Below are 23,447 nucleotides of genomic sequence, written 5' to 3' on the forward strand. Positions count from 1 at the left end.
TCCCAGGCTGCGAGCTACAGAGAAAAGGTTATCGGGCACCAAAAATAGCGCTACCGACCCGGATAAGCGTACTACCTTCTTCCAATGCCAAACGGTAGTCGGAACTCATGCCCATGGATACTTCCCGGAAGAAGGGTGCATCGGCGAAGTACTGGGTTTTCAGGTGTTCAAAATAGCCGCGTAGCTCTCTGAACTCCTGGCGAAGCTGACCTTCATCGGTGGTATAGGTGGCAATGCCCATCACGCCGGTAAGGCGCACATGTTGAGCAGCTCGAAACTCTGCTGACTGAAGAATTACCTCGGCTTCGGAAAGGGAAAGGCCCGTTTTGGTTTCCTCGGCGGCGATATGAAATTGGAGCAGGCCTTCAATGACGCGCTGATGGCGGGCAGCTTGCTTCTCAATCTCCACGAATAACTTCAGGCTATCAATGCTCTGAATAGTGTGCACAAACGGAGCAATGTACTTCACCTTGTTGGTTTGCAGGTGACCAATGAGGTGCCACTCTACATCGGCGGGTAGCTCGGGTTGTTTGGCCGCCATTTCCTGCACTCGGTTCTCCCCGAATAAGCGGCTGCCGGCAGCATACGCCTCCTGTAACAGCGCCACTGGGTGGGTTTTCGTAACGGCAACTAGGCGGGCAGACGTACCCGCTATATCTTGTTGTATGCGGTGAAGATTGTCGGCTATGGACATGGAGTAAAAAGTAAGCTAGCGTTTCCCAGGCAACTTGGTAAATGCCTAGTCTTCCAGCGCGTTGGTAAGGAAAGTGTTTTTCAGCCCCAGCCATACAAGCCACAACCCAACGCACCAGAACAAGTAGATGCGGTAGTAGTCGCGGGTATTGCGGTAGCGGGTCTGCTTTATTTCGGACTTCTCGTACTGGTCGATGCGGCCGAATACCTGGCGTAGTCCAGCGTTGTCGGTAGCCCGAAAAAACTGTCCCTCGCCAGCTTGGGCCAGTTGACGCATGGTCGTTTCGTCGAGGCGGGTTTCCACAAAGCGGGGTTGGCCGGCTTCGTCCTTGCCGTAGGGTACAATGCCATCTTGGCCCAGCCCAATGGTATAGAGCTTGAGCCCATAGACGTGGGCTAACTGGGCCGCCGTGAGTGGGTCGAGGCTGCCAGCCGTGTTTTCACCGTCGGAGAGCAGGATGCAGACTTTCGTGGGAGAATGGGAGTCGCGCAAGCGGTTGGTAGCCACGCCTAGGGCTGTGCCAATGGCCGTGCCGTCGTTAGGAATCATGCCCAGGCGCAAACCCTGCAAGTTGTCGCGCAGCAAATCGTAGTCAGTGGTCAGTGGAGCCAGTGAGTAGGCGTCGCCAGCAAACACGACCAGCCCAATCCGGTCGCCGTGGCGCCCGTCAATAAACTCACGCGCTACTCGTTTGGCGGCTTCTAAGCGGTTGGGCCGCAGATCCTGCAATTCCATAGATCCCGATACGTCGAGCACCAACAGGATGTCGATACCCTCGCCGGTTTGCACTACTCGCTCGTCGGTACGCTGGGGGCGGGCCAACGCTAGGAGACCAAACGCCAGGCTAAGGGCCAGCACCAAATCGGGTAAAAAGCGCAGCAAAGTACTCCAGTCACGAGGTATCTGTCCGCGCACGAACGCAACGCCCAAGCGGGAGCGGCGCCGCTGTGCCAGCAGCCAACGCCCCACAAACAACAACGGCACCAACGGCAAGAGCAGCAGTAGGCGCGGCTGTTCCCAAGTGTAGCTAGCCAGCGTGGCATAGCGCACACTATCAAGAATCGGCGCCAGAAGCTGCTCCCAGAGTTGTTGCATAGCGTGCGGTATAATGAAGAAAGCGCAAAAGTATCGGTTATGTTGCTCGGCCGCGCCATAAGGGAACAGGTAGGAGAACCGAGTAGCACAAGGGGCAAATGCTAACGCCCTCCCGGTGGCGCCCGTTCCTCGTGGAGTAGTAGGTTACGCTAGCTGCTTTCGGCCAACGGTGAGCTTATCCATCACCAAGGAATACCGCCGCTCCGCAAAGTCGCGTAGGAGCACGAAGGCCAGGTCAGTTTCAGTATCATCTTCCGAAAACTGATTGCCATAAATAACCCGGTCGGCTAGGCGTAAGGCCAGTCGAACATCGGCGTCGTTCTGGTAATGAATCACAATTTCGCGGGTAGTCAGGCTACTGATGGCGCTATCCTCAAGGGCCGAGAGGTAGTTCTTCCAGAGTGTAATGGCTCGCTCCATATTGGTGAGCGAGCGGGATAAGTTGAAGCGCTCCACGTGGCGGGCATACTGGGCCAGAAAGTACACATGGTTTTTGCGCAGGCGGTACCGGCGGTAGCGCAGGCGTAAGCCCCGCCGAAATCCCAGCACCACGCCTCCCACAATTGCCAGTACCAGCGCCGCCCCGGCTAGCCAGTATGGGTAGTTGAACTCAGGCTCCACGGGCTGCAACCGCAGGTTCTGCCGGAGTACCGGTACTTGGCCGGCTGTTATGGGAGGGGCCGTACGTACCAGTCGCACGGTGCTGGTTCCGTGGGAATAGTAAGCGTATCGGCGCCGTGCAGTACTGTAATGGGTAGGCTCAAGCTCTGTACCGAGTCTAGGGAGAAGGTGCGCAGCCGGTACACGGTGCGGTCGAGGCTCCGGCCTTGTCGCGTGAACGTAGGAAAGAATTGCCGGTCTGCGTACTCAAACGGTCCAAACTTGGCGGCCGAATCAGGGAAGATAACTTCCAGCGCTGGGGCATGATGGTAGCTCAACTCATATTCCACCAGCTCGCCTACCCGCGTGGTGGGATGCAAAAAGCGGCCCCGCGGAAGGGTATCGGCTGGTACCTGGGCCGCGGCGCTTGAACTTCGTAGCAGGGCAGCCAGGCCTACCCAGTACCAGCCTTGGTGCTTACCCACGGCCTCCACGCTGGTTGCGCCGCCGGAATAGGTTCACCAACTGCGGAACGAAGTCAGTGTCGGTGGCAATGGAAAGATACTCCGTGCGGTGGCGCCGGCAGATCTGGCTAATCTGGTCCCGGTTCTGCTCGTACGTAGCGCGGTACCGGGCCCGAAAGGCGCGCGAGGAAGTGTTAACCCACACCGTGCGCCCCGATTCTTGGTCGTGCAGAGGAATGATGCCTAGGGGAGGGAATTCTCGTTCCCGCTGATCCAGCAGTTGCAGCACCACTAGGTCGTGCTTACGCGCCAGCATGATTAGCTCCCGTTCGTAAGGAGTATCAATGAAGTCAGAAATGAGCAACACAATGGTGCGGCGCTTCAGAAGCCCCAAGGCCTGCTTAATGCCGGCAGCTACATCGGTTTGCTTGCTCTGAGGTTCCAGTGCGAAAAGCCGCTTAATGAGGGCGTAAGCGTGGCGAATACCCTTGCCGGGGGGAAGGAACAGTTCTTTCTGATCAGAAAAAGCAAGAATGCCTAGCTGCGCATCTTGACGGGCGGCGGCCAGCGCCAGCACCCCGCAAATTTCGCGGCCTACGTCAATTTTACGCCGCGTGGCCGCGCCTACCTGTTGGGAACCGCTCACATCGAGCAATAAAAGTACCTGCTGCTCGCGTTCCTCCTTATAGGTTTTGACAAACGTGCCGTGACCTTTGCTGGATACGGCCCAGTCAATGGCCCGCACCTCGTCGCCGTACTGGTAAAGGCGCACATCGTCGAACTCCAAGCCAGTACCTTTGAATACGGAATGAAAATCGCCCTGCAACTGCGCATCCACCGCTTTTAGAATGCGTATTTCCATCTGGCGCAGGCGCCGGACAAGCTGCTGAAAGGGTGAAGAAGGAGCAAGATTCATGGGGCCTAAAACTACGCGTTCCTCCTAACTTTGCGACCGTGAAAAATCGTTTCGTCTTTTTATCTCTCTTGCTTACCCTGCTGGCTACGGCCTGCGAGAAGCCTGATGAGGCCGTGCCGCCCGCGCAACTTGTCCCGAAGGACAAGATGGCAGGACTGCTGGTAGAGCTACATACGCTAGAAGCCCGCATTGATGCTACGGGCCTACCCATGGATTCGGCGCGGGCCATGTACGTGCAGCAGCAAAAGAGCCTCTTGTGGCGCTACCAGGTCACCGATTCTAGCTTTCAACAAAGCTACCGCTACTACGCCGTGCATGGCAAAGACCTGGACGAAATTTACGGGGTAGTGATTGATACGCTGGGCTTGCGCGAAGTGCGGCAGGGTGGCACTCAGCCAGGACCCAGCCACCCGTAAGGTGTGGGCGCAGTGTTATACTAAGCGGCTACCATTGGGGACTGGTGCGGCTAGCGCCGTCAAAACAATGTGTCCTCCGGCATCCGCTGCTCCCGTCACCAGCACCTCCGACATGAAGTTGGCTATCTGCCGGGGAGGAAAGTTGACCACGCATAGCACCTGCCGCCCAACAAGGTCGGCAGGTTGGTAGTGATGCGTAATTTGCGCGCTAGACTTCTTGAAGCCAATTTCTGGCCCCAGGTCAAGTAGTAACTGATAGGCAGGTTTGCGAGCAGCCGGAAAAGGCCGAGCTTCCAGAATGGTGCCTACTCGAATATCAACCCGTTCAAAATCGGACCAGGTTATTGTAGCAGAAGAGTCCATATGCAGTAGGGTGAGCTAGCGAAGGTAGCACCCAGCCTACAAGAAGTAGCGACAAAATGCACCTGATGCAGAGCTTGGCACCCGCCCCAGCTACTGGGTAAGCACGAATTAGTCGTGCGCAGCTAAGGCAGATGTTGAGAGACTAGTGGATTTATTTTGCGGCAAACGCCTCCAGTTGCTGCAGCTTTTGCTGTACCTGTTGCTCCCAGAAAAGCTGCCGTGGCGTATTCAGGCCGTGGTTAGTATCCTGATCGTAGCGGGCTTCTTCGCGCTGCCATTCCAGGAAAGCTACCTTCGTCAGGTTGTTGAAAGCGGGCTGCAAATGCTCGCAATCGAGCTTTACTAAGCTAAGCTTCTGCCGCAGTTTGCGGGCATGGTATTCTGTAAGGTCGAAGTGGGTTTGTTCGTGCTTCAGCAAGGCTGCCGTAGCCGTAGCGGGGTAGCGCACCCACGACTCAGTAGGCGTAAATACGGCTCGCACCTTGGCTGAGAACTGATAATCAATGCAGCCTACCTTGGCATCAATGGTAGATGAGGTAAGGGCCGCCAGCCGGTCGGTGTTGGGTCGGGCCTTGAAATCAGCAGGTAAGGGGGCGGTTGGGCTGCCACTCCACGGGGGCAGGAGGAGCAGGCGCGGCTGGGGTAGTGGGGCCTTGGGCGGCAGGAGCCAGTAGGCTCAGCAGGAAGAGAGGGAGCGAGAAGATGGTCAGCATCTGAAATACAGGAAAAGCGGGCTAGCACGCTGCCCGTGCAAGAAATGGGCCGTACCGACGGGTAGGCGCCTCCCTAGGCAAAGACAGCTGGTGCTCGGCTAACGTACGGCCAAGGCTACTTCGTTCAGATGAGGCGGCGCGGGTACGCGGCTGCGAAAACGAAAGCGCAGCAGCAGCAGCAGCGCTACTAGCGTAAGGCCCGTGAGCAGGCCTAGCCAGACTCCCACGGCGCCCAGGCCCAGCGGAAATGCCAGCACGTAGCCCAGCGGGAGGGCCACCGCCCAGTAGGCTAGCAATGCCACCACCGATGGCACCTTCACATCTTCCAAGCCGCGCAGGGCACCTAGCCCTACTACTTGCACGCCGTCCGAAATTTGGAAAGCGGCGGCAATCAAGAGCAGACCGGCCGCTTGGGCTACCACGGTAGGGTCGTCGTTGTAGTACTGCGGAATAAAGTGGCGGGCCACAATGAGCAGCAAGCCCATTAGGGTCATGAAGCCAAACGTGATTAAATAGGCCGCAAAGCCAGCCTGCCGGGCACCTTCGGCCTGGCCCAGGCCGCGCTGCTTGCCCACCCGAATGGTAGCCGCCGCCGCAATACCACTAGCCGCCATGTAAGTAACGGAGGCTACATTTATGGCAATCTGGTGGGCCGCTAGCTCCGTGGCCCCCAGCCAGCCAATCATGATGGCAGAGAAGCTGAACGCGCCCATCTCAAACATCATCTGCACCCCAATAGGCGACCCAAAGCCCACAAGGTAGCGCACGCCTGCCGCATCCGGCAACAGGCGGTGAGCAGCAGCTTGGCGGTAGGGGCGCAGGCGCACAGCCATCAACACGTAGGCGGCCATTAACACGGCCATGAGTCCGCGGGCCAGTAGAGTAGCCCATGCCGCGCCCATCATGCCCATGGTTGGAAAGCCAAATTTGCCGAATACCAGCGCGTAACACAGAAAGGCATTGAGCAGATTGGCTTGCACTGATAGCAGCATAGCCTGGCGGGTAAGTCCCAAGCCTTCCGCGAACTGCTTGAAGCCTTGAAATACCATGAGCGGCAGCAGCGACAAGAAAATGACGCGAATCCAGGGGGCGGCTAGGGCTACCACGGCGGGCGGCTGGTGCAGGTAGGGCAACAGGGGGGGCAGCAGCAAGCCCAAGCCGCCCAACACTAGGCCGGCGGCCGTTGTTAGCCACACGCCATTTACCAGGAGGCGTCCTAAGGCAGCAATGTCGCGGCGGCCATCGGCGGCGGCAACTAGCGGAGTGATACCCATGGCTAGCCCCATGCCAAACACCATAACGACCGTGCACACGCTCACGCTCAAGGAAACCGCCGCCAGCGCTACTTTGCCGGTCTGACCCACCACCATACTGTCGCACACGTTTACGAGCACGTGACCGAGCTGGCTGAGCATCACGGGGTAAGCGAGTGCTAGCGTAGGTCGCAGATGGGGGCGTAGGGCGGAAAGAGGCATAGTAGCAGCTAAAAAACGCCGCAAAGGTACGACTCCTGTTCCGGCCTTTCTGCCAAAAGCGGACCTATCAGCTAGGAAGCACTCCCAATAACTGCTTGCTGCCGAGCAAACAGCCCCGAGCGACAGTTATACTATCAAGCGTGTTGCGCAAGAACAGTGCTCAGCCGGGTTAGGGCTTCCCGCAGCTGTGGCTCGGGCACGGCGTACGAGATGCGCACGAACCCAGGTGCGTGGCATGTACCGCCATCTACTACCTCTACTCCGCCTGCCTTGAAGCGTTCTACTAGGGCCGCCGAAGCTTGGCGAGCGGGAGAGCCGGGTCGAGATAAGCGCGCAAATCAGGGAAAGCATAGTAGGTGGCCTCCGGCAATAATGTTGGTACGCGGGACAAGCTGCCCAGGTAGTTGAGTAAAAGCGGGCGGGTGAGGTGAAGCTGGTGACAAAGTTCTGCTGCAATTGAAGTAGCATCGTGCGTGGCAGCTAGTGCGCCTTGCTGAGCAGGCACTGGCACGGCAACGCTCGTGGCAAATTGCCACTCGGCGCAAGCTTGGGCTAGGGCAGCAGGGGCCACCAGGTACCCTATGCCCCAACCTATCAGAGCCAACGACTTGGAGAAACCATTGACTACCACGTGGCGTCCGGCCGGGTCAGGGAAATCAAGTAAGGAAGGTACTGGCTCGGCACCAAAGGAGATAAGGTTGTAAATCTCATCCGATAGCACGTAGAGGTCGGGAAACTCGCGCGTCACCTCCAGCAAAGCGGCCAGCTCGGCCCGGTGGTACACCCGGCCGGTGGGGTTGTTGGGGTTGGAAAGTAGCAGGATGCGAGTGCGTGGGGTAAGAGCAGCCCGTAGTGCGGCTGGCGTTAAGGCATAATTGTCGGCCCCGGATAGTGGTACGTGGCGCACAGTGGCGCTAGTGCGCGCCAAGAGCTTATCGAAGCCAAACCAATTGGGTGTAGGGAGTACTACCTCGTCTTGAGGGCGGAGCAGCATGACAAGTAAGGCGTACAGCGCCGACTTAGCGCCCGGCGTTACTACTACTTGGTCGGAAGAAATGGCCGCTGCACCTTGGTAGCGCTCTGCCAATGCTTGGCGCAGGGCCGGCAAGCCCGCAATATGGGCCACGGGCAGTTGGACGGCCTGCAAAGCTGGGTAGCTGCTTCAACGGCCGCCGGTGGAGGAAGAAAGGAGCCGTAGCCAGAAGCCAGTGATATAAGATCAGCCATGAAACAAACGGGGGCGAGTTACTGGTAGCCAAGCAACTCGCCCCTGCGGAAATGCTGCTTAGCTTTGGGGAGCCAAGATAACGTCGGCAAAGAATTCCTGCCCGTCCGTGAAAAATTCCTGCACTTCAAAGCCGGCTTCAACGGCCAGCTGCGTGATGCCAAGCGCGTGAACTTGTAGGAGTTTTCGGTATGAATCATTTCCCACGCCCGGAAGTCCACTGCGCCTTTCCACGCGGCAAACTGCACCGTCTGGGCGCGGGTACTAACAAGAAAGGAGCGCACGGCCCCAGTAAGCGGGTCGTAGTCGGTGTAATGCTGCCAGTGGTCCAGGTCAAAGTTGGCGCCTAGCTCCCGGTTTAGTCGGCGGAGTAGGTTAAGGTTGAAAGCGGCTGTAACGCCCTGGGTATCGTCGTAGGCGGCACGAATAAAACGAGGGTCTTTCTGCAAGTCGAACCCTACGAGCAGTCGGTCGTCGTGGGTGAGTGGCTGGCATAAGCGCCGCAGAAAAGCGTGCCGATCGGAGGGAAGAAAGTTGCCGATGTTAGAACCCAAAAAGAGCACGGCTTTTCGGCCTGGGCGCGTTGCCATAAGGGTTAGGGCGTCGGCATAGTCAGCTACAACGGGCTCTACGGCCAGGGTTGGCAGTTCTGCTTGCAGGGCGGCAATCAGTCCTTCCAAGGCCCCTGCCGAAATGTCAACGGGTACGTAGGTAAACCGGGCGTCCGTATCGAGTAGTTGACGCAGTAGAATCTTGGTTTTTAACCCATCACCAGCCCCCAACTCAATCAAATAAAATGGCTCCTGCGCAGCCATTGGCCGTAAGGCAGTACTAATGGCCGCCTGGTGCTCGGTTAGTAGTCCAAACTCGGTGCGAGTGGGGTAGTACTCCGGCAACGCCATAATCTGCTGGAACAGTCGGCTGCCCTCGTCATCATAGAAATACATTGACGACAAGGTCTTGAACGGTTGCTGTAGGCCTTGGCGCACGTGCTGGGCTAAAGGACTGAGGTCGGCGGCCAACGGCGGGGCGGTAGTAGGTGCAGCAGGCGAGAGAGGCGAAGAAATCATCGGCAGAGAGAAAGCACGAACGGAAGGATACACCACAGCTAGCAGGCAAGGCTAGCGCGCCAGCCGGATACCCGTGAACTGCCAGCGCTTGTCGGCGTGGAAGAAGTTACGGTAGGTAATACGGATGTGGCTTTCGGGAGTGGCGCAGGAGCCCCCGCGCAGCACCAGTTGGTTTATCATAAACTTGCCGTTGTACTCGCCCAGCGCGCCCGCCGCCCGCTGGTAGCCGGGGTAGGGTGGTAGGCTGAGTAAGTCCATTCCCAAGCATCACCTAAGAGCTGGTGGCACTGAGTGGGGTCAGCATCAGTGGGCAGGGGTTGTGGGTCGTAGAGGTTGCTTTCCAGAAAGGTACCGCCCGTAGGGGTGGCGCCGAAGTGACGAGCCGCAATTTCCCACTCCTGCTCGGAGGGCAAGCGGCAGCCGCGCCACTGTGCGTACGCATCGGCCTCGTAAAAGCTGATGTGCGTGACCGGAGCCGCCAGGTTTAGGGGCTGTAGCCCGTGGTGGCTGAAACGCTGCCAATTCCCAGCCTGCTTAGTCCAGTAGAGAGGAGCCTCCCAGCCTTGGGAATTTACGAGGTCCCACCCTTCCCCTAGCCAATAGCGGAAGTCGCGGTAGCCGCCGGCCTCTATGAATTCGAGGAACTCAGCATTGGTCACGAGGCGATTTTGTAGTTCGAAGTCCGCTACGTAGGTATCGTGCGGGGCCAACTCATTATCGAAGCAAAACCCTTCACCCTCAAACCCTATGCGGTGCATGCCGCCGGGTACGGGTAGCCAAGAGGCTGGCGCCAGTATGGCGGGGGCGGGGGCAAGGGTAGGTTCCAGGTAAGCCGGCGCGAGCGGGCTAGTGCTTAGAATGTACTTAATATCAGTGGCTAACAGTTCTTGGTGCTGCTGCTCGTGCTGTAGTCCTAGCTCTACTAGCTCGCCAACGGTGGGGGGCAAAGTATCTGCTAGGGACAGTAAGCGCGCCATGTGTTCGTCGACGTAGGTGCGGTAGGCGTACACGTCGCGCAATGGTGGGCGCGAGAGGGTGCCCCGGTCGGCGCGGTTCACGCGGGAGCCCAGAGAGTTGTAATAGGAGTTAAAAAGAAAAGCGTAGTCGGGGTGATATACTTCGTAGCCGGGTAGGTACTCGCGCAGTAAAAAGGTTTCCCAGAACCAAGTGGTATGAGCCAAGTGCCACTTGGGCGGGCTCACATCAATGGTGGGCTGCACTACCGTATCCTCAGGGAGCAGCGGGCGGCACAGGGCCTCTGATTGCTGGCGCACCATCTGAAAGCGGTCGGCCAAAGAAGAGGGAGAAGCCACAGCAGTGGCGGCGGAGTGGGGAGCTACAGACATACGAAACGAGAGAGGAAGAACCAGAGTATAACTACGTACTGGCCTATCTGGTTGTCCAATTCTTCGCCGGTAAGGTCGTCAGTATTTCGCGTATGGTTGCGTATTACTACGGACGAGCTGTTCGGTAGAAAACGGTATTTTGACGTGTAGAAGCGGTTTTTAAGGTCTAATAGCTCATCTTAGATGAGGCACTGCCCGTTAGAGGAGCTAAGTGCCATCGACCATTTTTCCACCTACATTTCTTGTAGAGCTATGAACACCAACCGGACATCAACCACTTCGCGCAGCACTTCTCCTGCAGAAACTCCTGCCCCTAAGCGTCCACGTGGTTTCGCCGCCATGGACCCCGCTCAGCAACGTCGCATTGCTAGCGAAGGTGGACGTGCCTCGCACCAGAGTGGTCGGGGCCACCGCTTTACTTCAGAGGAAGCACGTGCTGCCGGCCGAAAAGGGGGCCAAGCTAGCCGTGGGCGCGGTAATCAGGGCACTGCCGTTAGCTAATTCGCTTTTCTGAAGAAGACGAGAAGGGTGGGTTTCCTTCCTGCTCGCCTTACATACGCAGCCTTCGCACTGAGTGCGGAGGCTGCGTTGCGTTTGGGGGTAGGCGGCAGCCCCTCTCCTACGCTAGGATTGAGGCCAAGGCAGCCAATTCTGTGCCTACCTTGTTACTAGTGCTCTGTCTACGTACCTCTCTGACGCTTGCGTTCGTATTCCCATTCATGCTTCAACTCCGCACTTCCCAGCGTACGCTCCGCTTCAACTTTCCCGCTCGTACTTCCCGCGGCGCCCTCACCGAGCACGTTGCGCACTACCTCCATTTATCGGACACTGCCCAGTCGGGGGTAGAGGGCCTAGGGGAAGCCGCACCGCTAGCCGGGCTTAGCCCCGATCATCGGCCCGATTTCGAAAGCACCCTGGAAGGCTTCTGTCGCGAGTTTAACCGGCGGCAGCTACGCGAACTGCTACCTGAGGAAGCGGCCAGCTTGGTAGGGCCAGAGTGGCCCGCCCTGCGGTTTGCCCTCGAAACGGCTACGCTGGACTTGCAGCACGGCGGGCGTCGGCAGCTGTATAATACCGCGTTCGGCCGGGGTGAAGCAGGCATTCCCGTCAATGGGCTGGTATGGATGGGCGATGCTGCCTTCATGCGCCAACAAATTGAGAAGAAGCTAGCAGAAGGCTACGCTTGCCTTAAGCTCAAGATAGGCAGCCTGGATTTTGAAACCGAATTGGCGCTCCTACGTGAAATACGCGCTGTAGCCGGGCCTGAACAGCTCACGCTGCGGGTAGATGCCAATGGTGCCTTCTCACCCGAAGAGGCTTTGGGCAAGCTAGAGCAACTGGCGGCGTTCCAGATACATTCTATTGAGCAGCCTATTCGGGCTGGCAACTGGGCCGCCATGGCCGCCATATGCCGCAACTCCCCCGTGCCCGTGGCGCTGGATGAGGAACTGATAGGTGTGACGGACCCAGCCCAACAGCAAGAATTGCTGGCTACCGTACAGCCAGCCTTCATTATTCTCAAACCTACCCTGGTAGGTGGCCTTGGCGCCAGCTTGGAGTGGATGGCTGCGGCGCAAGCCCGGGGCATTGCGTGGTGGCTTACCTCAGCCCTAGAATCCAACGTGGGCCTGAACGCCGTGAGCCAGCTGGCAGGGGCATATGCTGCCCCCGGTTTTCCGCAAGGATTGGGTACGGGGCAGCTTTACCACAACAACATAGGGGCCCCGTTGCACATCCGCAATGGGCACCTGTTTTACCTACCCCAAGAAAGCTGGGAAACAGTAGAATAGGCGCACGGGAGTAGGTGTGCTGGCTAGGTTTTTTGCGTAAATTACCAAGCCCACCACCTCCCCACCATGCTGCTCCGTTGCGCACTGCTCTGGCTGTTTTCCCTACGCCCGTGGGCGAGGGCGCCGCTGTGCTTATGGGGCCTACTACTGGTTGTAGTAGCGGGCCATGCCCAGGAAAAGTCTGCGCCTTTTCAGTTTAAGCGGCCTCGCCAAGAGCAAGCATTAGTGCCCTTTTTCCTACAGCGGAATCTTATCGTAGTGCAGGTAAAGCTGAACGGGCAAGGGCCCTTCAACTTCTTGTTGGATACGGGCATCAACAGCAGCCTCATTACGGATATCTCGTTGCAGCGCCAACTGGGGCTTAGGCTGGGGCAGCGTTTCCAAATTGCGGGTGCCGGCGAGGAAGCTCCCCTAGAGGCGTACCAGGTGGAGGGCGTGAATGTAGAGCTACGGGGCGTGCAAGCGACAACTTCTCATTTCTGGTGCTCTCCGAAGACATTCTCAACCTCTCGGGTTATGTGGGCATGCCTATTCACGGGCTGCTAGGGTCCGCCATCTTTCGCAGCTTTGCCGTGGAAGTACAGCCTGAGAAGGAGCAGTTGGTCTTTCGCCATCCTACGCGCTACCGCCGGCCCCGCAGCAAACGGTGGGTGAGCATTCCACTTGAAATAGAGAATAGCAAGCCCTACCTGACGGTACCAGTAGTTTTGTCTGATTCCCTGACCATGCCCCTGAAGCTGGTGCTAGATACCGGTGCGGGCCACGCGCTTTCCCTAGAAACCACTTCCAGCCCTCGTTTGCGGGTGCCACCCACGCGCTTGCGGACCCAGCTGGGGCGGGGGCTGAGTGGCTACATTAATGGCTACTTGGGCCGGGTGGCGGCGCTACGCCTCGGGCGCTACCAAGTGCCTTCCCTGCTTACGTCTTTCCCCGATGCTGCCGACGTGGCCCTGCGCACGGATGTGTACCGCAATGGGAACCTGGGCTTTGAGCTGCTCAAGCGGTTCGTTGTTATCATCGACTACCCCCGCAACCAACTGCTGCTGCGGCCCAATGGGCTATTTCGCGACCCTTTCGAGCATGATATGTGCGGTTTGGACATTATGGCCACGGGCGAAAACTACCGGCGCTACCTGTTGATGAAAGTTCAGCCCCACTCGCCGGCCGAAGCGGCAGGGTTGCGCCCTCGCGACGAACTGCTGTCCATCAACCTGCTGCCCGCCAGCCAGCTCAATCTGACCCAGGTGAGCCGCATGTTTCATTCTGCCGATGGGCGCACACTGCTGCTGCTCGTACGCCGCGAAAACGGGGAGCTGTTCACCACCACCATTCGGCTAAAGCGTCAGATCTGAGGGGGCGCCTGTAACTACGGTAGCGCCCCGTTGCGTAGCAGTAGTGTTACCAAAAATGGTACCTTGGCGCCCTACCCGCCCGTTTAGCCTCGTTTGCCGTATTCCCGCCCAATGTCCACGGCCTCACTCGATCCTTCTGCTCCACCTGCTATTCAGGCTAATCAGCATATCTATTCCGAGCACTTCGACGAGGAGTTCGTAGAAACACTTGACCGCAATATCCTGCAGTTGCTTGATCGGGTATGGTTTCGGTCTGAGCTGGTAGGGTTCGAGCAGTATCCCGAGCGCAACAACCCCGATAAGCCTCTCATCTTCGCCTCCAACCACTCGGGCATGGCCTTCCCCTGGGATGCCATCGTGGCCCTGTCGCATCTGTGGCGCCGCCTACCCGACAAGCGCGACTTACCCCGCCCGTTGTCGGCCCCCATGTTGTCGCAGTCGGCGCTGATGAACCCCTTTCTGGTCAAAAACTTCTGGAAGAAGGCGGGCTGCGTAGATGCTACCACGCTCAATTTTGAGACGATGATGCACTACAACGACCATAACCTCATGCTTTACCCGGAGGGCGTGGCGGGCATCGGAAAGGGCTTTAACCGCAAATACCAGTTTCAGCGCCTAGCTACCAGCACCGTGCGGCTGGGCATTCAGCATCGCACCGATATCATTCCGTTTTATACCATCAACGGAGAATACCTAAACCCCTACACCTATAGTTGGGATTGGGTGAACCGGCTAAGTAAGAAAATAGGTATTCCCTTTATTCCTGTGGGGCCCATTCTGCTGCTGGTGCTGCTGCAGCCGTGGTTTTTCTACATGGCGTTTCCGGCTAAGCTCACGTTTGTGCTGGGCACCCGCATTCGGCCCTATGAACTGACCACCAAACCCGTTGCCGAGCTTACCCGTCCCGATTATGAGGAGCTTTCCAACCAAGTTCGGGCCCGCATGCAAACCGAGCTAGACGCCGCCGTACAGCAATACGGACGGCAGCCCTACCGGTGGCCGGAGCTATGGCAGCGGATCAAAGAAAACTGGCGGTTTTTCCCGTTTTTCCTGCCGTGGTCGTGGCCTGCCTTATTCCAGGAGTTTGAACGCCGGTACGTACGCAACGGCCACCGCGCCTTCGACCTGGACTTGCGCCGCCCCGGAGCGTACTGGCGCATGATATGGCGCAATCCGTTTACCCTCACCTTCTTCATCCCCGTATTAGGATGGATTCCTATTGCTATTCGGGGCTACAAAGGCCACCGGCTACGTACTAAAAAGTAAGTTTTACTGGGCGCTAGGTTAGTACTCAGCTACCCTTGCTGTTCACCGGCTAAACTGTTAGTGCGCTGCATTGCCACACTGCTTTCTAACTACTTTCTCCATGCCGTCTACCCAACATTTGCTTCTCAAACAGCTTTTGGCTTCGGCCACGGGCACCCTAACCGGTAAGGTGCCAAAGCTGGCCGCTATGCGCCTGGGGTTTGAAGTGCTGTCGTTGGGGCAGGTGATGCCGTGGAATGTGTTTCTGGAAGATGCCAATGTGGATGGAATGGCCGCCGAGTGGGCCCGGCCCGCAGCGGCCCAGGCCGAGCGGGTGCTACTGTACTTGCACGGTGGGGGCTACGTACTCGGCTCGCTCAATACGCACCGCGGCTTGGTAGGAGCCCTCGCCCAACGTTGCGAGCTTGCTACGCTCGCCATCAACTACCGGAAAGCTCCCGAGTATCCTTTTCCGGCTGCGCTTGAAGACGCTCTCCTAGCTTTCCGGTGGCTGCAGAAGCAAGGCTACGCGGCGCATAACATTATGGTAGCCGGCGACTCTGCGGGCGGAGGCTTAGCTTTTGCCCTGGCCTTGGCCCTGCGCGACGCTCAGGAGGCCCTACCGGCTGCCGTCATTGGCCTTTCACCCTGGACGGACCTGGCCCTGCCGCCGCCCGTGCTGCGCCGGGTAACGCACGAGGAAAGCCAGGTGCTAGAAGCCTTCGAGATTCGGGGCTGGGGCCCGCTTTACGCCGCCGAGACACCCTTGGCGCACCCGTTGCTCTCGCCCGTGCACGCAGATTTACACCGCCTACCGCCCCTTCTCATTCAGGTGTCCGACGCTGAAGTACTAAGCGATGATGTAGTCCGTTTCGCCAACAAAGCCCGCGCCGCCGGAACACCGGTTACGTTGCAGGTATTTGAAGGCCTAGTGCATTGGTGGCATTTGTTCTGGCGGTTCGTGCCCGAAGCCCGCCTGGCCCTCGACCGCGTAGCAAATTTCACGCATACGATCTGGGCGGCGCAACTAGCTAGCAAGCAGGCTGCTTGACCCGTAAACTAGCTAAGCACTAGTGGGTTGTGGTCTTGGTATTTATGCATTATGCGTTACTTTCTGCCCGCAGCCGCGTATTATTTGCGTAGGGCGGAACGCTGGGCTCGGAGTTGACGGCTACCAGCACACCGCCCCGAATCTTTTGTGCAGTTCTCTCTTCTCACCCAACCTTTCCCTTTAATCATTCAGCGTTATGGAAGATCTGTTTAAGAAGTTCATCAATGCCGGCGTGGGCTTCGTATCACTTACCAACGACCGAGTTCAAAGCACCATAGATAAGCTGGTGCAGGAAAGCAAGCTGTCAGAATCGGAAGGCGCCAAAATCATGGACGAGCTGAAGAAGAACACGGACAGCAAGCGCAAAGAGCTAGAAAAGCAGTTTCAAGGCCTTGCGTCGCGCCTGATGAAAGGGGCAGGAGTGGCATCTAACGACGACGTGGAAGAGCTTAAGCGCACCGTAAAGGGCAACTCGAAAAGTGCGGAAGCAACCTCACCGGCCGCTGGTAAGGTTAGTTCCACTTCCGTGCGCAACAACACCACGGCGGCTAGCACAGCCGCTGCTACCAAGGTAGCCAAGAGCAAGAGCAGCAAGCCAACCATTAGCAAAACCGACAGCCCCGAAGACAAAGCCAAGAAGATAGCCGCTAAAAAGGCTATTTCCCCTAACGATAACACCTCCAGCAGCGGCAGCCAACTCTCGTAGTTTCCTGCGCCTTACCTGTTACTAAACCCCGCTTGCACTCTGCAGGCGGGGTTTTGTTGTAGGTATGGTAGCAGCTTAGCGGGTGCGTGGGGAAGAACCAAGCTGCTAAGCTAACATCTCCTGTCCGCGGGGTAGGGTAGTCCGGGTTTTATTCCGATTTTGCAAGGCATGTTTAAAAACACAATCTCTAACCTTACACGCATCCGGCAGGTAGCGGAAGTACTAATTCGCTACGGCTTTGAGGATGTAGTAACCAGCACCGCCCTGCGGCGGCTGGTGCCCAAAAGCCGGCAGGCATCGTGGCAAGATGGGGAGCAGGCTGTGTTTGAGACGACCCGGTGGCAGCGCATCCGCATGATTATTGAGGAACTCGGGCCTACCTTCATTAAGCTGGCCCAAGCCCTCAGCAACCGTGCCGACCTGCTGCCCCAGCCTCTTATTGATGAGTTTGAGAAGCTGCAAAGCAATGTGCTACCTTTTCCGGTGGCGCAGGCCCGCCAGATAATTGAACAAGAGCTAGGACGGCCCTTGGAGGAGGTATTTGCCGAGTTTGATGAAGTGACGCTGGGCTCTGCCAGCATTGGGCAGGTGCACCGGGCCCGGTTGCTGACGGGCGAGGAGGTAGTAGTAAAGGTGCAGCGGCCGGGAGTAGAGGAAAAAGTACGCACCGACCTGAGCTTGCTGCACGAACTCGTGCGCCTCACGGCCCCGTTCCTGCGCAAGCAAGGCCTGGCTAATCCCCAGGACATTGTAGATGCTTTTGAGCGCAGCATGACCAAAGAGTTGGATTACAACTCGGAGGCCCGCAGCATGGAGCAGTTTCGCAAGCTGTACGCCAACTACAATACGTTCTATATTCCGCAGCCCTACCGGGAGCTTAGCACAAGCCGAATCCTGGTCATTGAGTTTGTGAGCGGCTGCAAAATCACCGACAAGCCCCAACTGCTGGCCTGGGGCCTGAGCCCCGAAAAGGTCGCCGAAACGGGAATGGACATCTACCTGACGCAGATTTTCGAGTTTGGTGCCTTCCACGCCGACCCGCATCCCGGCAACGTGCTAGTGCGCCCCGATGGTACCATTGTCCTGATTGATTTCGGCATGGTTGGGCGCCTGAGCCGCCAGCAGAAGTATGCTTTTGCCGGCGTGTTTATTGGCATGGCCCGGCAGGACGCGCGCAGTATGGCTCTGAACTTTCGGCGGCTGGCCCTCACATCAGAAATATCCGACATGCGCGCCTTCGAAACCGACCTGACGCAGCTCATTGACGACTTCGCTACACTCGACGTGAAGGACATGAGCATGTCGGACCTGGCCGACGCTCTGCAAGGCATTATTTACCGCTACAAGCTGCAAGTGCCGGGCGCGGTTTTCCTGATTTTGCGAGCCCTCGTAATTCTGGAAGGAATTGGCAAGGTGCTGCACCCGCGCTTCAACACGTTCGAGTTCGTGCGGCCCTACGGCGCCCGCATTATTGCCGAGCAATATTCGGCAGAGAACATCCAGAGCGAAGCCCTGTACACGGGCACGCAACTGCTGGCTCTCCTGCAAACGCTGCCCACGGATGTGCGGCAGATCATGCGCAAAATATCCCGGGGCGACTTGCGCGTACGTGTGGAGTTAAGCGGCTACCACTTACTACTGCGCAAGGCTGATCAGTTGGTCAGCCGGGGCATTCTAGCGGCCGTGGCAGTAGCCATGATCTTGTTTGCCGGCCTGAGTCTGCTCGGCCATTACCCAGCGGGCCAGATGCGTTACTACCGCGGCCTTCCCCTCGTGACCTGGTATAGCTTGGGAGTGGCCGCATTCCTGTTGCTCATCCTGTTTATTCTTGGTTCGAAAGGAGAGAAACGCCGGGAGTGAGAAACCCCGGCGTTCTTACTACATCAAAACCATATGCCTAAGTCGAGACGCAACGACTCGTGCGAGGGGGCCGACCTATAAAAGCCAGTAGCATCTAGCATCTTTTCATAGCGCACTTCTAAGCTCAAGTTGGGAAAGGAAGTGCCCTGCCAAAGCAAGCCGGCACCACCACTCAAGCCAAAACTATTGCTGCCAGCAACGGTGTAAGCGCGAGTATTCGGCGCAGGTTTATCGGAGTCTTGGTAGCTGTCCGTTGATTTGTTCTGAAAGTTGAGTCCGTACACGGGGCCAGCATTTACATAAGGCCGTAGGTTCTGGTGGCCGAAGGAGTACCGAAATAGTATCGGTACTTGAATCTGTGAGTAATGGACAGTGAGGGTACGTAGGGTTGTGTAGGCCGCATAGCCGTTGGGAAAGTTAACGGGGCCATATACGCTGCGGAGTGCCACGTACGAAACTTCACCTTGCACCGAAAACTGAGTTTTGGACCCTAGATGAAACATCACACCCGCTTGATACCCTATGGTATTTGTGTGGGAGCCCACATAGCGGTCATCTGCGTACTTGAAGCTAGAGGAATTCAGGCCAGCCTTCAGGCCAACAGCCACGCGGGCAGATGTATTTCGTAGCGTACGGCTAGTTTGCTGGGGCTGCCGACATTCGTTGTAGGCAGTTACTAGCCGCTTTAAGCCAATCTCGGTGTATGGATAGCGTTTTTCGGTGGTGCTATACGCGAAATCCAAAGATGGGCAGCCAGACAGCACCCGTAAGTACGCGAGGCGAGCAGTAGTTGGAGGTACCGGAACAAGGTAGGCGGAGTCGGCGGGTTGCAGAAAAAAGTGGGATTTACCCCGCTCATTTTCTCCTGAATACAAACTGACGTACCCCTGCACAAGCGGAACGACAAACTGCGGAGCCCCTTGGGGCCCTACGGATATGCTTACCCCAAGCTGACCAGATCTGTCGCCATAGCTGCGTACTTCAGTTGGTGAGAATTCAGCGGTTGCAGCGCCTTCCCGGAACAGCCGCACCATCTGGTTTTGAGGACCAAAAATCTGAATCCGGCCGCGTAGCGTGTCACCTGCCGTTGTCACTATGTAGTCGGGCGCTGAGCGTTGGGCAAAGGCAGGTAAGGTAGCCAATCCAAGAATAGATAGTAGTATAGGTATTTTCAATGCAGCAATAAGCTAAAAGAATGAGAGGCCCTCGAATAGGCAGTGCAACCTAGTTAAGGAATCAGCAATAATGGAACTGTATGTATAAAGAAATGCTCGCCATTTCCACAGCGAGCATTTCTTTATCAAATAAGTAAGCTGTGCTACTTCAACTGCATGTCGTCGATGATGGCTTGAATTTTTTCACCGGCGAGTCGATCTGCTAGGTCAAAGTCTACGGCAGAGGCCAAGGGCTGGCGCACGCTGAAATAGAACTTGATCTTGGGCTCGGTGCCGCTGGGACGGGCCGAAATCTTGCTACCATCTTCCAGAATGAACTGCAATACATTGCTGCTCTCCAGGCCGGTTTCAGTTTCAAGGCCGGTATGTAGGTTCCGGATTTTGCCGGTTTTGTAATCCCGCAATTCTGCCACTGCCAGGCCCGCAATGGTAGCGGGTGGGTTGGCGCGCAGGTCGCGCATCATTTCCTGAATTTCCTCGGCGCCGCGCTGGCCCTTTTTAGTTAATGAAATCAGGTTCTCCTTGTAGAAACCATAGGTTAGGTACATCTGCACCATTTCCTGGTAGAGCGTGCGGCCCTGGTCTTTGGCCACGGCCGCCATTTCGGCAATCATAGCGCAGGCCGAAATGGCGTCCTTGTCGCGCACGAAGGAGCCAATCATGTATCCGTAGCTTTCCTCACCACCACCGATGTAGTTCTGCTGGCCTTCCAAGTCGCGGATGATGCCGGCAATGTACTTGAAGCCCGTTAGGTTTGGTAGGCCGTTACGTTGTGGGCCCGGGCCACGTCGCCGAGTACGTCGCTGGTAACGATGGTGTACACGATGAAATCCTGTTCCGTCATCTTGCCGGCGTGCTTGCGGGCTGAGAGCAGGTAGTGAGTGAGCAAGGCTGCCGTTTGGTTGCCATTCACTAGTACCCACTCGCCTTTGTCGTTCTTCACGGCAATACCTACGCGGTCGGCGTCGGGGTCGGTAGCAATAACTAAGTCAGCATCAAGGGCTTTTGCTTCGTCGAGAGCCATTTGCATGGCTACCTTTTCCTCCGGGTTTGGCGACTGTACCGTGGGGAAGTTACCATCGGGGGTAGCTTGGCCTTGTACCACGTGCACATTGGTGAAGCCCAGTTGAGCTAGTGCTTGGGGCACCAGCGTGATGCCCGTACCATGCAGGGGCGTGTACACAATCTTCAGATCGTGCTGGCGCTGAATAGCGCTGGGGTTAATGCTGAGCTCCTTTACTTTAGCTAGGTAGGCTGCATCCAGTTCGGCCCCAATCAGATGAACGCGTGAAGCATCAGCACCAAACTTCACCTCGCTAACCGATTGGATGGCTTCTACCTCCCGAATAATGTTTTTATCGTGAGGGGCTACCACTTGGGCGCCATCGTTCCAGTACACTTTGAAGCCGTTGTACTCCTTGGGGTTGTGCGAGGCCGTAACAACACAGCCGCTCTGGCAGCCCAACTGGCGGATGGCAAAGGATAACTCCGGCGTGGGGCGCAGGGCCTCAAATAAGTACACCGTAATGCCATTGCCCGAGAAAATATCGGCGGCAATACGCGCAAACTCTTTGCTGTTATTGCGCGAGTCGTGGGCAATGGCCACTTTAATTTCCTGGCCTGGGAAGCTTTGCAGCAGGTAATTGCTCAGGCCTTGGGTAGCCATGCCCAAGGTGTAGCGGTTCATGCGGTTAGAGCCGGCACCCATAATGCCACGCAGGCCACCAGTGCCAAACTCCAGATTGCGGTAGAAAGCATCAGAAAGGAAATCCTCCTGGTTTTCGGCTACCATGCCGCGAATTTCGGCGTGAGTAGCGGGGTCGTAGCTGTCGGTCAGCCAAGTATCAATTTTTTGCTGGATTTCGGGAGTGAGGGCCATAGAAGCAAATGAAAGAATAGGGTTCTGAGAACGGGAGTAAAGAAAACAGGTTTTTATTGGATGGAGAGAAGGTCTCCATAAAAAGTAATGCAGCGGTAGCGTTTAGATGCTATTCTTAGTTCGCGTAGTGTGAAGTTTCTGCGTAGCTTCTAGCACGAATGAGCCTAGTACCATTTGGCACTAGGGCTCATTCGTGCTAGGCAAGCATTTGCCTAGCAAATATGTACTTAGAGGTTGCCTCGCAGGGCTTGCTCTCGTTCAATAGCCTCAAACAAGGCTTTGAAGTTGCCTTTGCCGAAGCTCTTAGCACCTTTGCGCTGGATTATTTCATAGAATACGGTGGGACGGTCCTCTACTGGCTTAGTAAAAATTTGAAGCAAGTAGCCTTCTTCGTCGCGGTCTACCAATAAATTGAGCGCCTTGATAGACTCCAGGTCTTCATCGATGTGGCCGATGCGCTCAAGTAGGTCGTCGTAGTACGTGCCTGGTACCGAAAGAAACTCAACGCCGCGGCGCCGCAACTCAGTAACCGTAGCGCGGATATCGTGGGTGATGAGGGCCATGTGTTGTACCCCGGGGGAGTGGTAGTAGTCGAGGTACTCCTCAATCTGGGACTTCTTTTTGCCTTCAGCAGGCTCATTGATAGGGAATTTCACAAACCCGTTGCCGTTGCTTACCACCTTGCTCATCAACGCCGAGTATTCGGTGCTGATGTCGTCGTCATCGAAGGTAATCAGCAGCTTGAAGCCCAAAACATCTTCGTAGAACTTTACCCACTGGTTCATCTCACCCCAGCCTACGTTGCCCACGCAGTGGTCCACGTATTCTAGGCCCACGGGATTGCCCTGCGGGAGGCCGCTGGTTTTGGCCACGAAGCCCGGTAGGAAGGCGCCGCTGTACTGGCTACGCTCCACAAACGTGTGGATCGTTTCACCGTAAGTATAAATGCCCGCTAGGGTCACCGAGCCGTGCTGGTCCTCTAGGGTATACGGCTCGAAGGCTGGCTTGGCGCCGCGCTTGGTGGTTTCCTCAAACGACTTGCGGGCGTCATCTACCACAGGGCCATCACCTTCACGCCGTCGCCGTGCTGCGCAACGTGGCGCGTAATGTCAGAATCGGGGAGGAGGGAGGTCGTCAGTACAAACCGAATTTTGTTTTGCTGCAGCACGTAGCTGGCCCGGTCGCGCACTCCAGTTTCGGGGCCGGCGTACGCCACCAGCTCAAACCCGAAAGCGGCCTGATAATAATAGGCCGATTGTTTGGCATTGCCGACGTAGAACTCAATGTAGTCGGTGCCGTTGAGGGGTAAAAAATCTTGGCTTGGATGGGCCTGCACGGCCGGTGAGGTCATGGTTTCCATGGGTGGGATGTAGTGGGTAGGATGGATGGGTTACGCTAGTAAAAGTAGGAGTTTGGGACTAATAGCTAGCTTTCTGCTTTCCAGAACGAGTAGCATCCGTAGTGTACCCAAGGGGGTTTTGCATAGCCCAATCAGAGGAAGAACAAGACAGAACAGGAAATCAAATAGCGCAAAAAATTCCCAAATCCTCCCCACCTTTGCGCTACACCATATCTATTGCCCGTGGCTATGAACAAGGAGGACCTCAACCGCGCCCTGGTTACGCTCATCGAAAAGAAAGCCGAGCTACATAAGCTCACCTACGATGACGCCCGCTACGACGACGTGGAAGAAGAGCTGCACGACCTGGAAGACGATTTTAACGACGAGTACGGCTCGTTCCTGGAAGCAGCCTTAGAAAAAGTGCACGACGAACTAGTTTCTGATACCGACGTGCTACTGCCTACTGCCTATTTGCCCGCTACTACCAGCGGCACACCCTCGCCCAAGGAAGGCGTCTGGATTGACTCAGAGAAATACTCCGGCAAGGAGGCACGTCTCACGCTGGTGCCTAACCCTACGCGCCTAGTGCTGACGGTGGGCAAAGCCGTACAACAGGACGTGTGGAAGGCCTAAGCGGTATTCAGTAGTAGAGTTAGGAACTGGGCTGGGG

22 protein-coding genes and 3 pseudogenes are annotated in these 23,447 nt (G+C 56.9%); 10 read left to right on the top strand and 15 right to left on the bottom strand.

Going from position 1 to position 23,447, the window contains the following annotated elements; genetic code table 11:
• Positions 1–28 precede the first annotated feature (28 nt).
• From VI25_RS03275 to VI25_RS03295, 5 genes are all read right to left on the bottom strand, one after another.
• On the bottom strand, positions 29–694 hold the full coding sequence (locus VI25_RS03275) for a YggS family pyridoxal phosphate-dependent enzyme (protein WP_045688994.1): 666 nt from the start codon (positions 692–694) through the stop codon (positions 29–31).
• A 45-nt stretch (positions 695–739) separates the two neighbouring features.
• Positions 740–1,789, bottom strand: coding sequence for a vWA domain-containing protein (locus VI25_RS03280; protein WP_045688993.1), 1,050 nt, complete (start codon positions 1,787–1,789; stop codon positions 740–742).
• A 144-nt stretch (positions 1,790–1,933) separates the two neighbouring features.
• Positions 1,934–2,488, bottom strand: a complete 555-nt coding sequence (locus tag VI25_RS03285; RefSeq protein WP_045688992.1) for a hypothetical protein — start codon at positions 2,486–2,488, stop codon at positions 1,934–1,936.
• Positions 2,458–2,874, bottom strand: coding sequence for a hypothetical protein (locus VI25_RS03290; RefSeq protein WP_152981474.1), 417 nt, complete (start codon positions 2,872–2,874; stop codon positions 2,458–2,460). The genes VI25_RS03285 and VI25_RS03290 overlap by 31 nt, the downstream gene beginning before the upstream one ends.
• Positions 2,867–3,769: a DUF58 domain-containing protein gene (locus tag VI25_RS03295; protein WP_045688990.1), complete on the bottom strand. Its 903-nt coding sequence runs from the start codon at positions 3,767–3,769 to the stop codon at positions 2,867–2,869. The genes VI25_RS03290 and VI25_RS03295 overlap by 8 nt, the downstream gene beginning before the upstream one ends.
• Before the next feature lie 38 nt (positions 3,770–3,807).
• On the opposite strand from VI25_RS03295, the gene VI25_RS03300 reads away from it, so the two are divergent.
• Positions 3,808–4,185: a DUF4296 domain-containing protein gene (locus VI25_RS03300; RefSeq protein ID WP_143437122.1), complete on the top strand. Its 378-nt coding sequence runs from the start codon at positions 3,808–3,810 to the stop codon at positions 4,183–4,185.
• Between the two features lie 15 nt (positions 4,186–4,200).
• Here the strand turns inward: VI25_RS03300 and VI25_RS03305 are convergent, their stop codons facing one another.
• From VI25_RS03305 to egtB, 7 genes and pseudogenes are all read right to left on the bottom strand, one after another.
• On the bottom strand, positions 4,201–4,548 hold the full coding sequence (locus tag VI25_RS03305; protein WP_045688988.1) for a tRNA-binding protein: 348 nt from the start codon (positions 4,546–4,548) through the stop codon (positions 4,201–4,203).
• Between the two features lie 151 nt (positions 4,549–4,699).
• On the bottom strand, positions 4,700–5,029 hold the full coding sequence (locus VI25_RS24990) for a DUF922 domain-containing protein (RefSeq protein ID WP_055562262.1): 330 nt from the start codon (positions 5,027–5,029) through the stop codon (positions 4,700–4,702).
• A gap of 97 nt (positions 5,030–5,126) precedes the next feature.
• Positions 5,127–5,261, bottom strand: a complete 135-nt coding sequence (locus VI25_RS27590) for a hypothetical protein (protein ID WP_262489911.1) — start codon at positions 5,259–5,261, stop codon at positions 5,127–5,129.
• A 98-nt stretch (positions 5,262–5,359) separates the two neighbouring features.
• Positions 5,360–6,736 (bottom strand): MATE family efflux transporter, encoded by a 1,377-nt coding sequence (locus tag VI25_RS03315; RefSeq protein WP_045688985.1) that lies wholly within the window; start codon positions 6,734–6,736, stop codon positions 5,360–5,362.
• Between the two features lie 283 nt (positions 6,737–7,019).
• Positions 7,020–7,883, bottom strand: a complete 864-nt coding sequence (locus VI25_RS03320; RefSeq protein WP_055562263.1) for a pyridoxal phosphate-dependent aminotransferase — start codon at positions 7,881–7,883, stop codon at positions 7,020–7,022.
• Between the two features lie 98 nt (positions 7,884–7,981).
• The gene (egtD, locus tag VI25_RS03325; protein ID WP_236704857.1) at positions 7,982–9,031 is read right to left on the bottom strand and encodes an L-histidine N(alpha)-methyltransferase; all 1,050 of its coding nucleotides are present in this window, start codon (positions 9,029–9,031) and stop codon (positions 7,982–7,984) included.
• Between the two features lie 51 nt (positions 9,032–9,082).
• Positions 9,083–10,308, bottom strand: a pseudogene (gene egtB, locus VI25_RS03330) (ergothioneine biosynthesis protein EgtB).
• A gap of 321 nt (positions 10,309–10,629) precedes the next feature.
• Between egtB and VI25_RS03335 the strand changes: the two are divergent.
• From VI25_RS03335 to VI25_RS03370, 8 genes are all read left to right on the top strand, one after another.
• Positions 10,630–10,878 (top strand): KGG domain-containing protein, encoded by a 249-nt coding sequence (locus tag VI25_RS03335; RefSeq protein ID WP_055562264.1) that lies wholly within the window; start codon positions 10,630–10,632, stop codon positions 10,876–10,878.
• Between the two features lie 218 nt (positions 10,879–11,096).
• Positions 11,097–12,167, top strand: coding sequence for an o-succinylbenzoate synthase (locus VI25_RS03340; RefSeq protein WP_045688982.1), 1,071 nt, complete (start codon positions 11,097–11,099; stop codon positions 12,165–12,167).
• Between the two features lie 66 nt (positions 12,168–12,233).
• Positions 12,234–12,713: an aspartyl protease family protein gene (locus tag VI25_RS03345; RefSeq protein WP_055562265.1), complete on the top strand. Its 480-nt coding sequence runs from the start codon at positions 12,234–12,236 to the stop codon at positions 12,711–12,713.
• Positions 12,650–13,519, top strand: a complete 870-nt coding sequence (locus VI25_RS03350; RefSeq protein WP_152981475.1) for a PDZ domain-containing protein — start codon at positions 12,650–12,652, stop codon at positions 13,517–13,519. The genes VI25_RS03345 and VI25_RS03350 overlap by 64 nt, the downstream gene beginning before the upstream one ends.
• Before the next feature lie 111 nt (positions 13,520–13,630).
• Positions 13,631–14,785 (top strand): hypothetical protein, encoded by a 1,155-nt coding sequence (locus VI25_RS03355; protein ID WP_045688980.1) that lies wholly within the window; start codon positions 13,631–13,633, stop codon positions 14,783–14,785.
• A 100-nt stretch (positions 14,786–14,885) separates the two neighbouring features.
• The gene (locus VI25_RS03360) at positions 14,886–15,815 is read left to right on the top strand and encodes an alpha/beta hydrolase (protein WP_045688979.1); all 930 of its coding nucleotides are present in this window, start codon (positions 14,886–14,888) and stop codon (positions 15,813–15,815) included.
• Between the two features lie 196 nt (positions 15,816–16,011).
• Entirely contained in the window at positions 16,012–16,521 is a 510-nt protein-coding gene (locus VI25_RS03365; protein ID WP_045688978.1) for a phasin family protein, read from the top strand.
• A 168-nt stretch (positions 16,522–16,689) separates the two neighbouring features.
• Positions 16,690–18,381, top strand: a complete 1,692-nt coding sequence (locus VI25_RS03370; RefSeq protein WP_045688977.1) for an ABC1 kinase family protein — start codon at positions 16,690–16,692, stop codon at positions 18,379–18,381.
• A 23-nt stretch (positions 18,382–18,404) separates the two neighbouring features.
• Here the strand turns inward: VI25_RS03370 and VI25_RS03375 are convergent, their stop codons facing one another.
• The 3 genes and pseudogenes from VI25_RS03375 to hppD form a co-directional block, all read right to left on the bottom strand.
• On the bottom strand, positions 18,405–19,523 hold the full coding sequence (locus tag VI25_RS03375) for a porin family protein (RefSeq protein ID WP_055562267.1): 1,119 nt from the start codon (positions 19,521–19,523) through the stop codon (positions 18,405–18,407).
• Between the two features lie 176 nt (positions 19,524–19,699).
• Positions 19,700–21,435: pseudogene (locus VI25_RS03380) on the bottom strand (phospho-sugar mutase).
• Between the two features lie 227 nt (positions 21,436–21,662).
• A pseudogene (gene hppD, locus VI25_RS03385) lies at positions 21,663–22,795 on the bottom strand (4-hydroxyphenylpyruvate dioxygenase).
• A gap of 228 nt (positions 22,796–23,023) precedes the next feature.
• On the opposite strand from hppD, the gene VI25_RS03390 reads away from it, so the two are divergent.
• Positions 23,024–23,410, top strand: coding sequence for a hypothetical protein (locus VI25_RS03390; RefSeq protein ID WP_045688973.1), 387 nt, complete (start codon positions 23,024–23,026; stop codon positions 23,408–23,410).
• Positions 23,411–23,447: the final 37 nt, after the last annotated feature.

Origin of the sequence: Hymenobacter sp. AT01-02 (assembly GCF_000961955.2) — a bacterium.
In the GTDB taxonomy this organism is placed as follows: Bacteria; Bacteroidota; Bacteroidia; order Cytophagales; family Hymenobacteraceae; genus Hymenobacter; species Hymenobacter mucosus.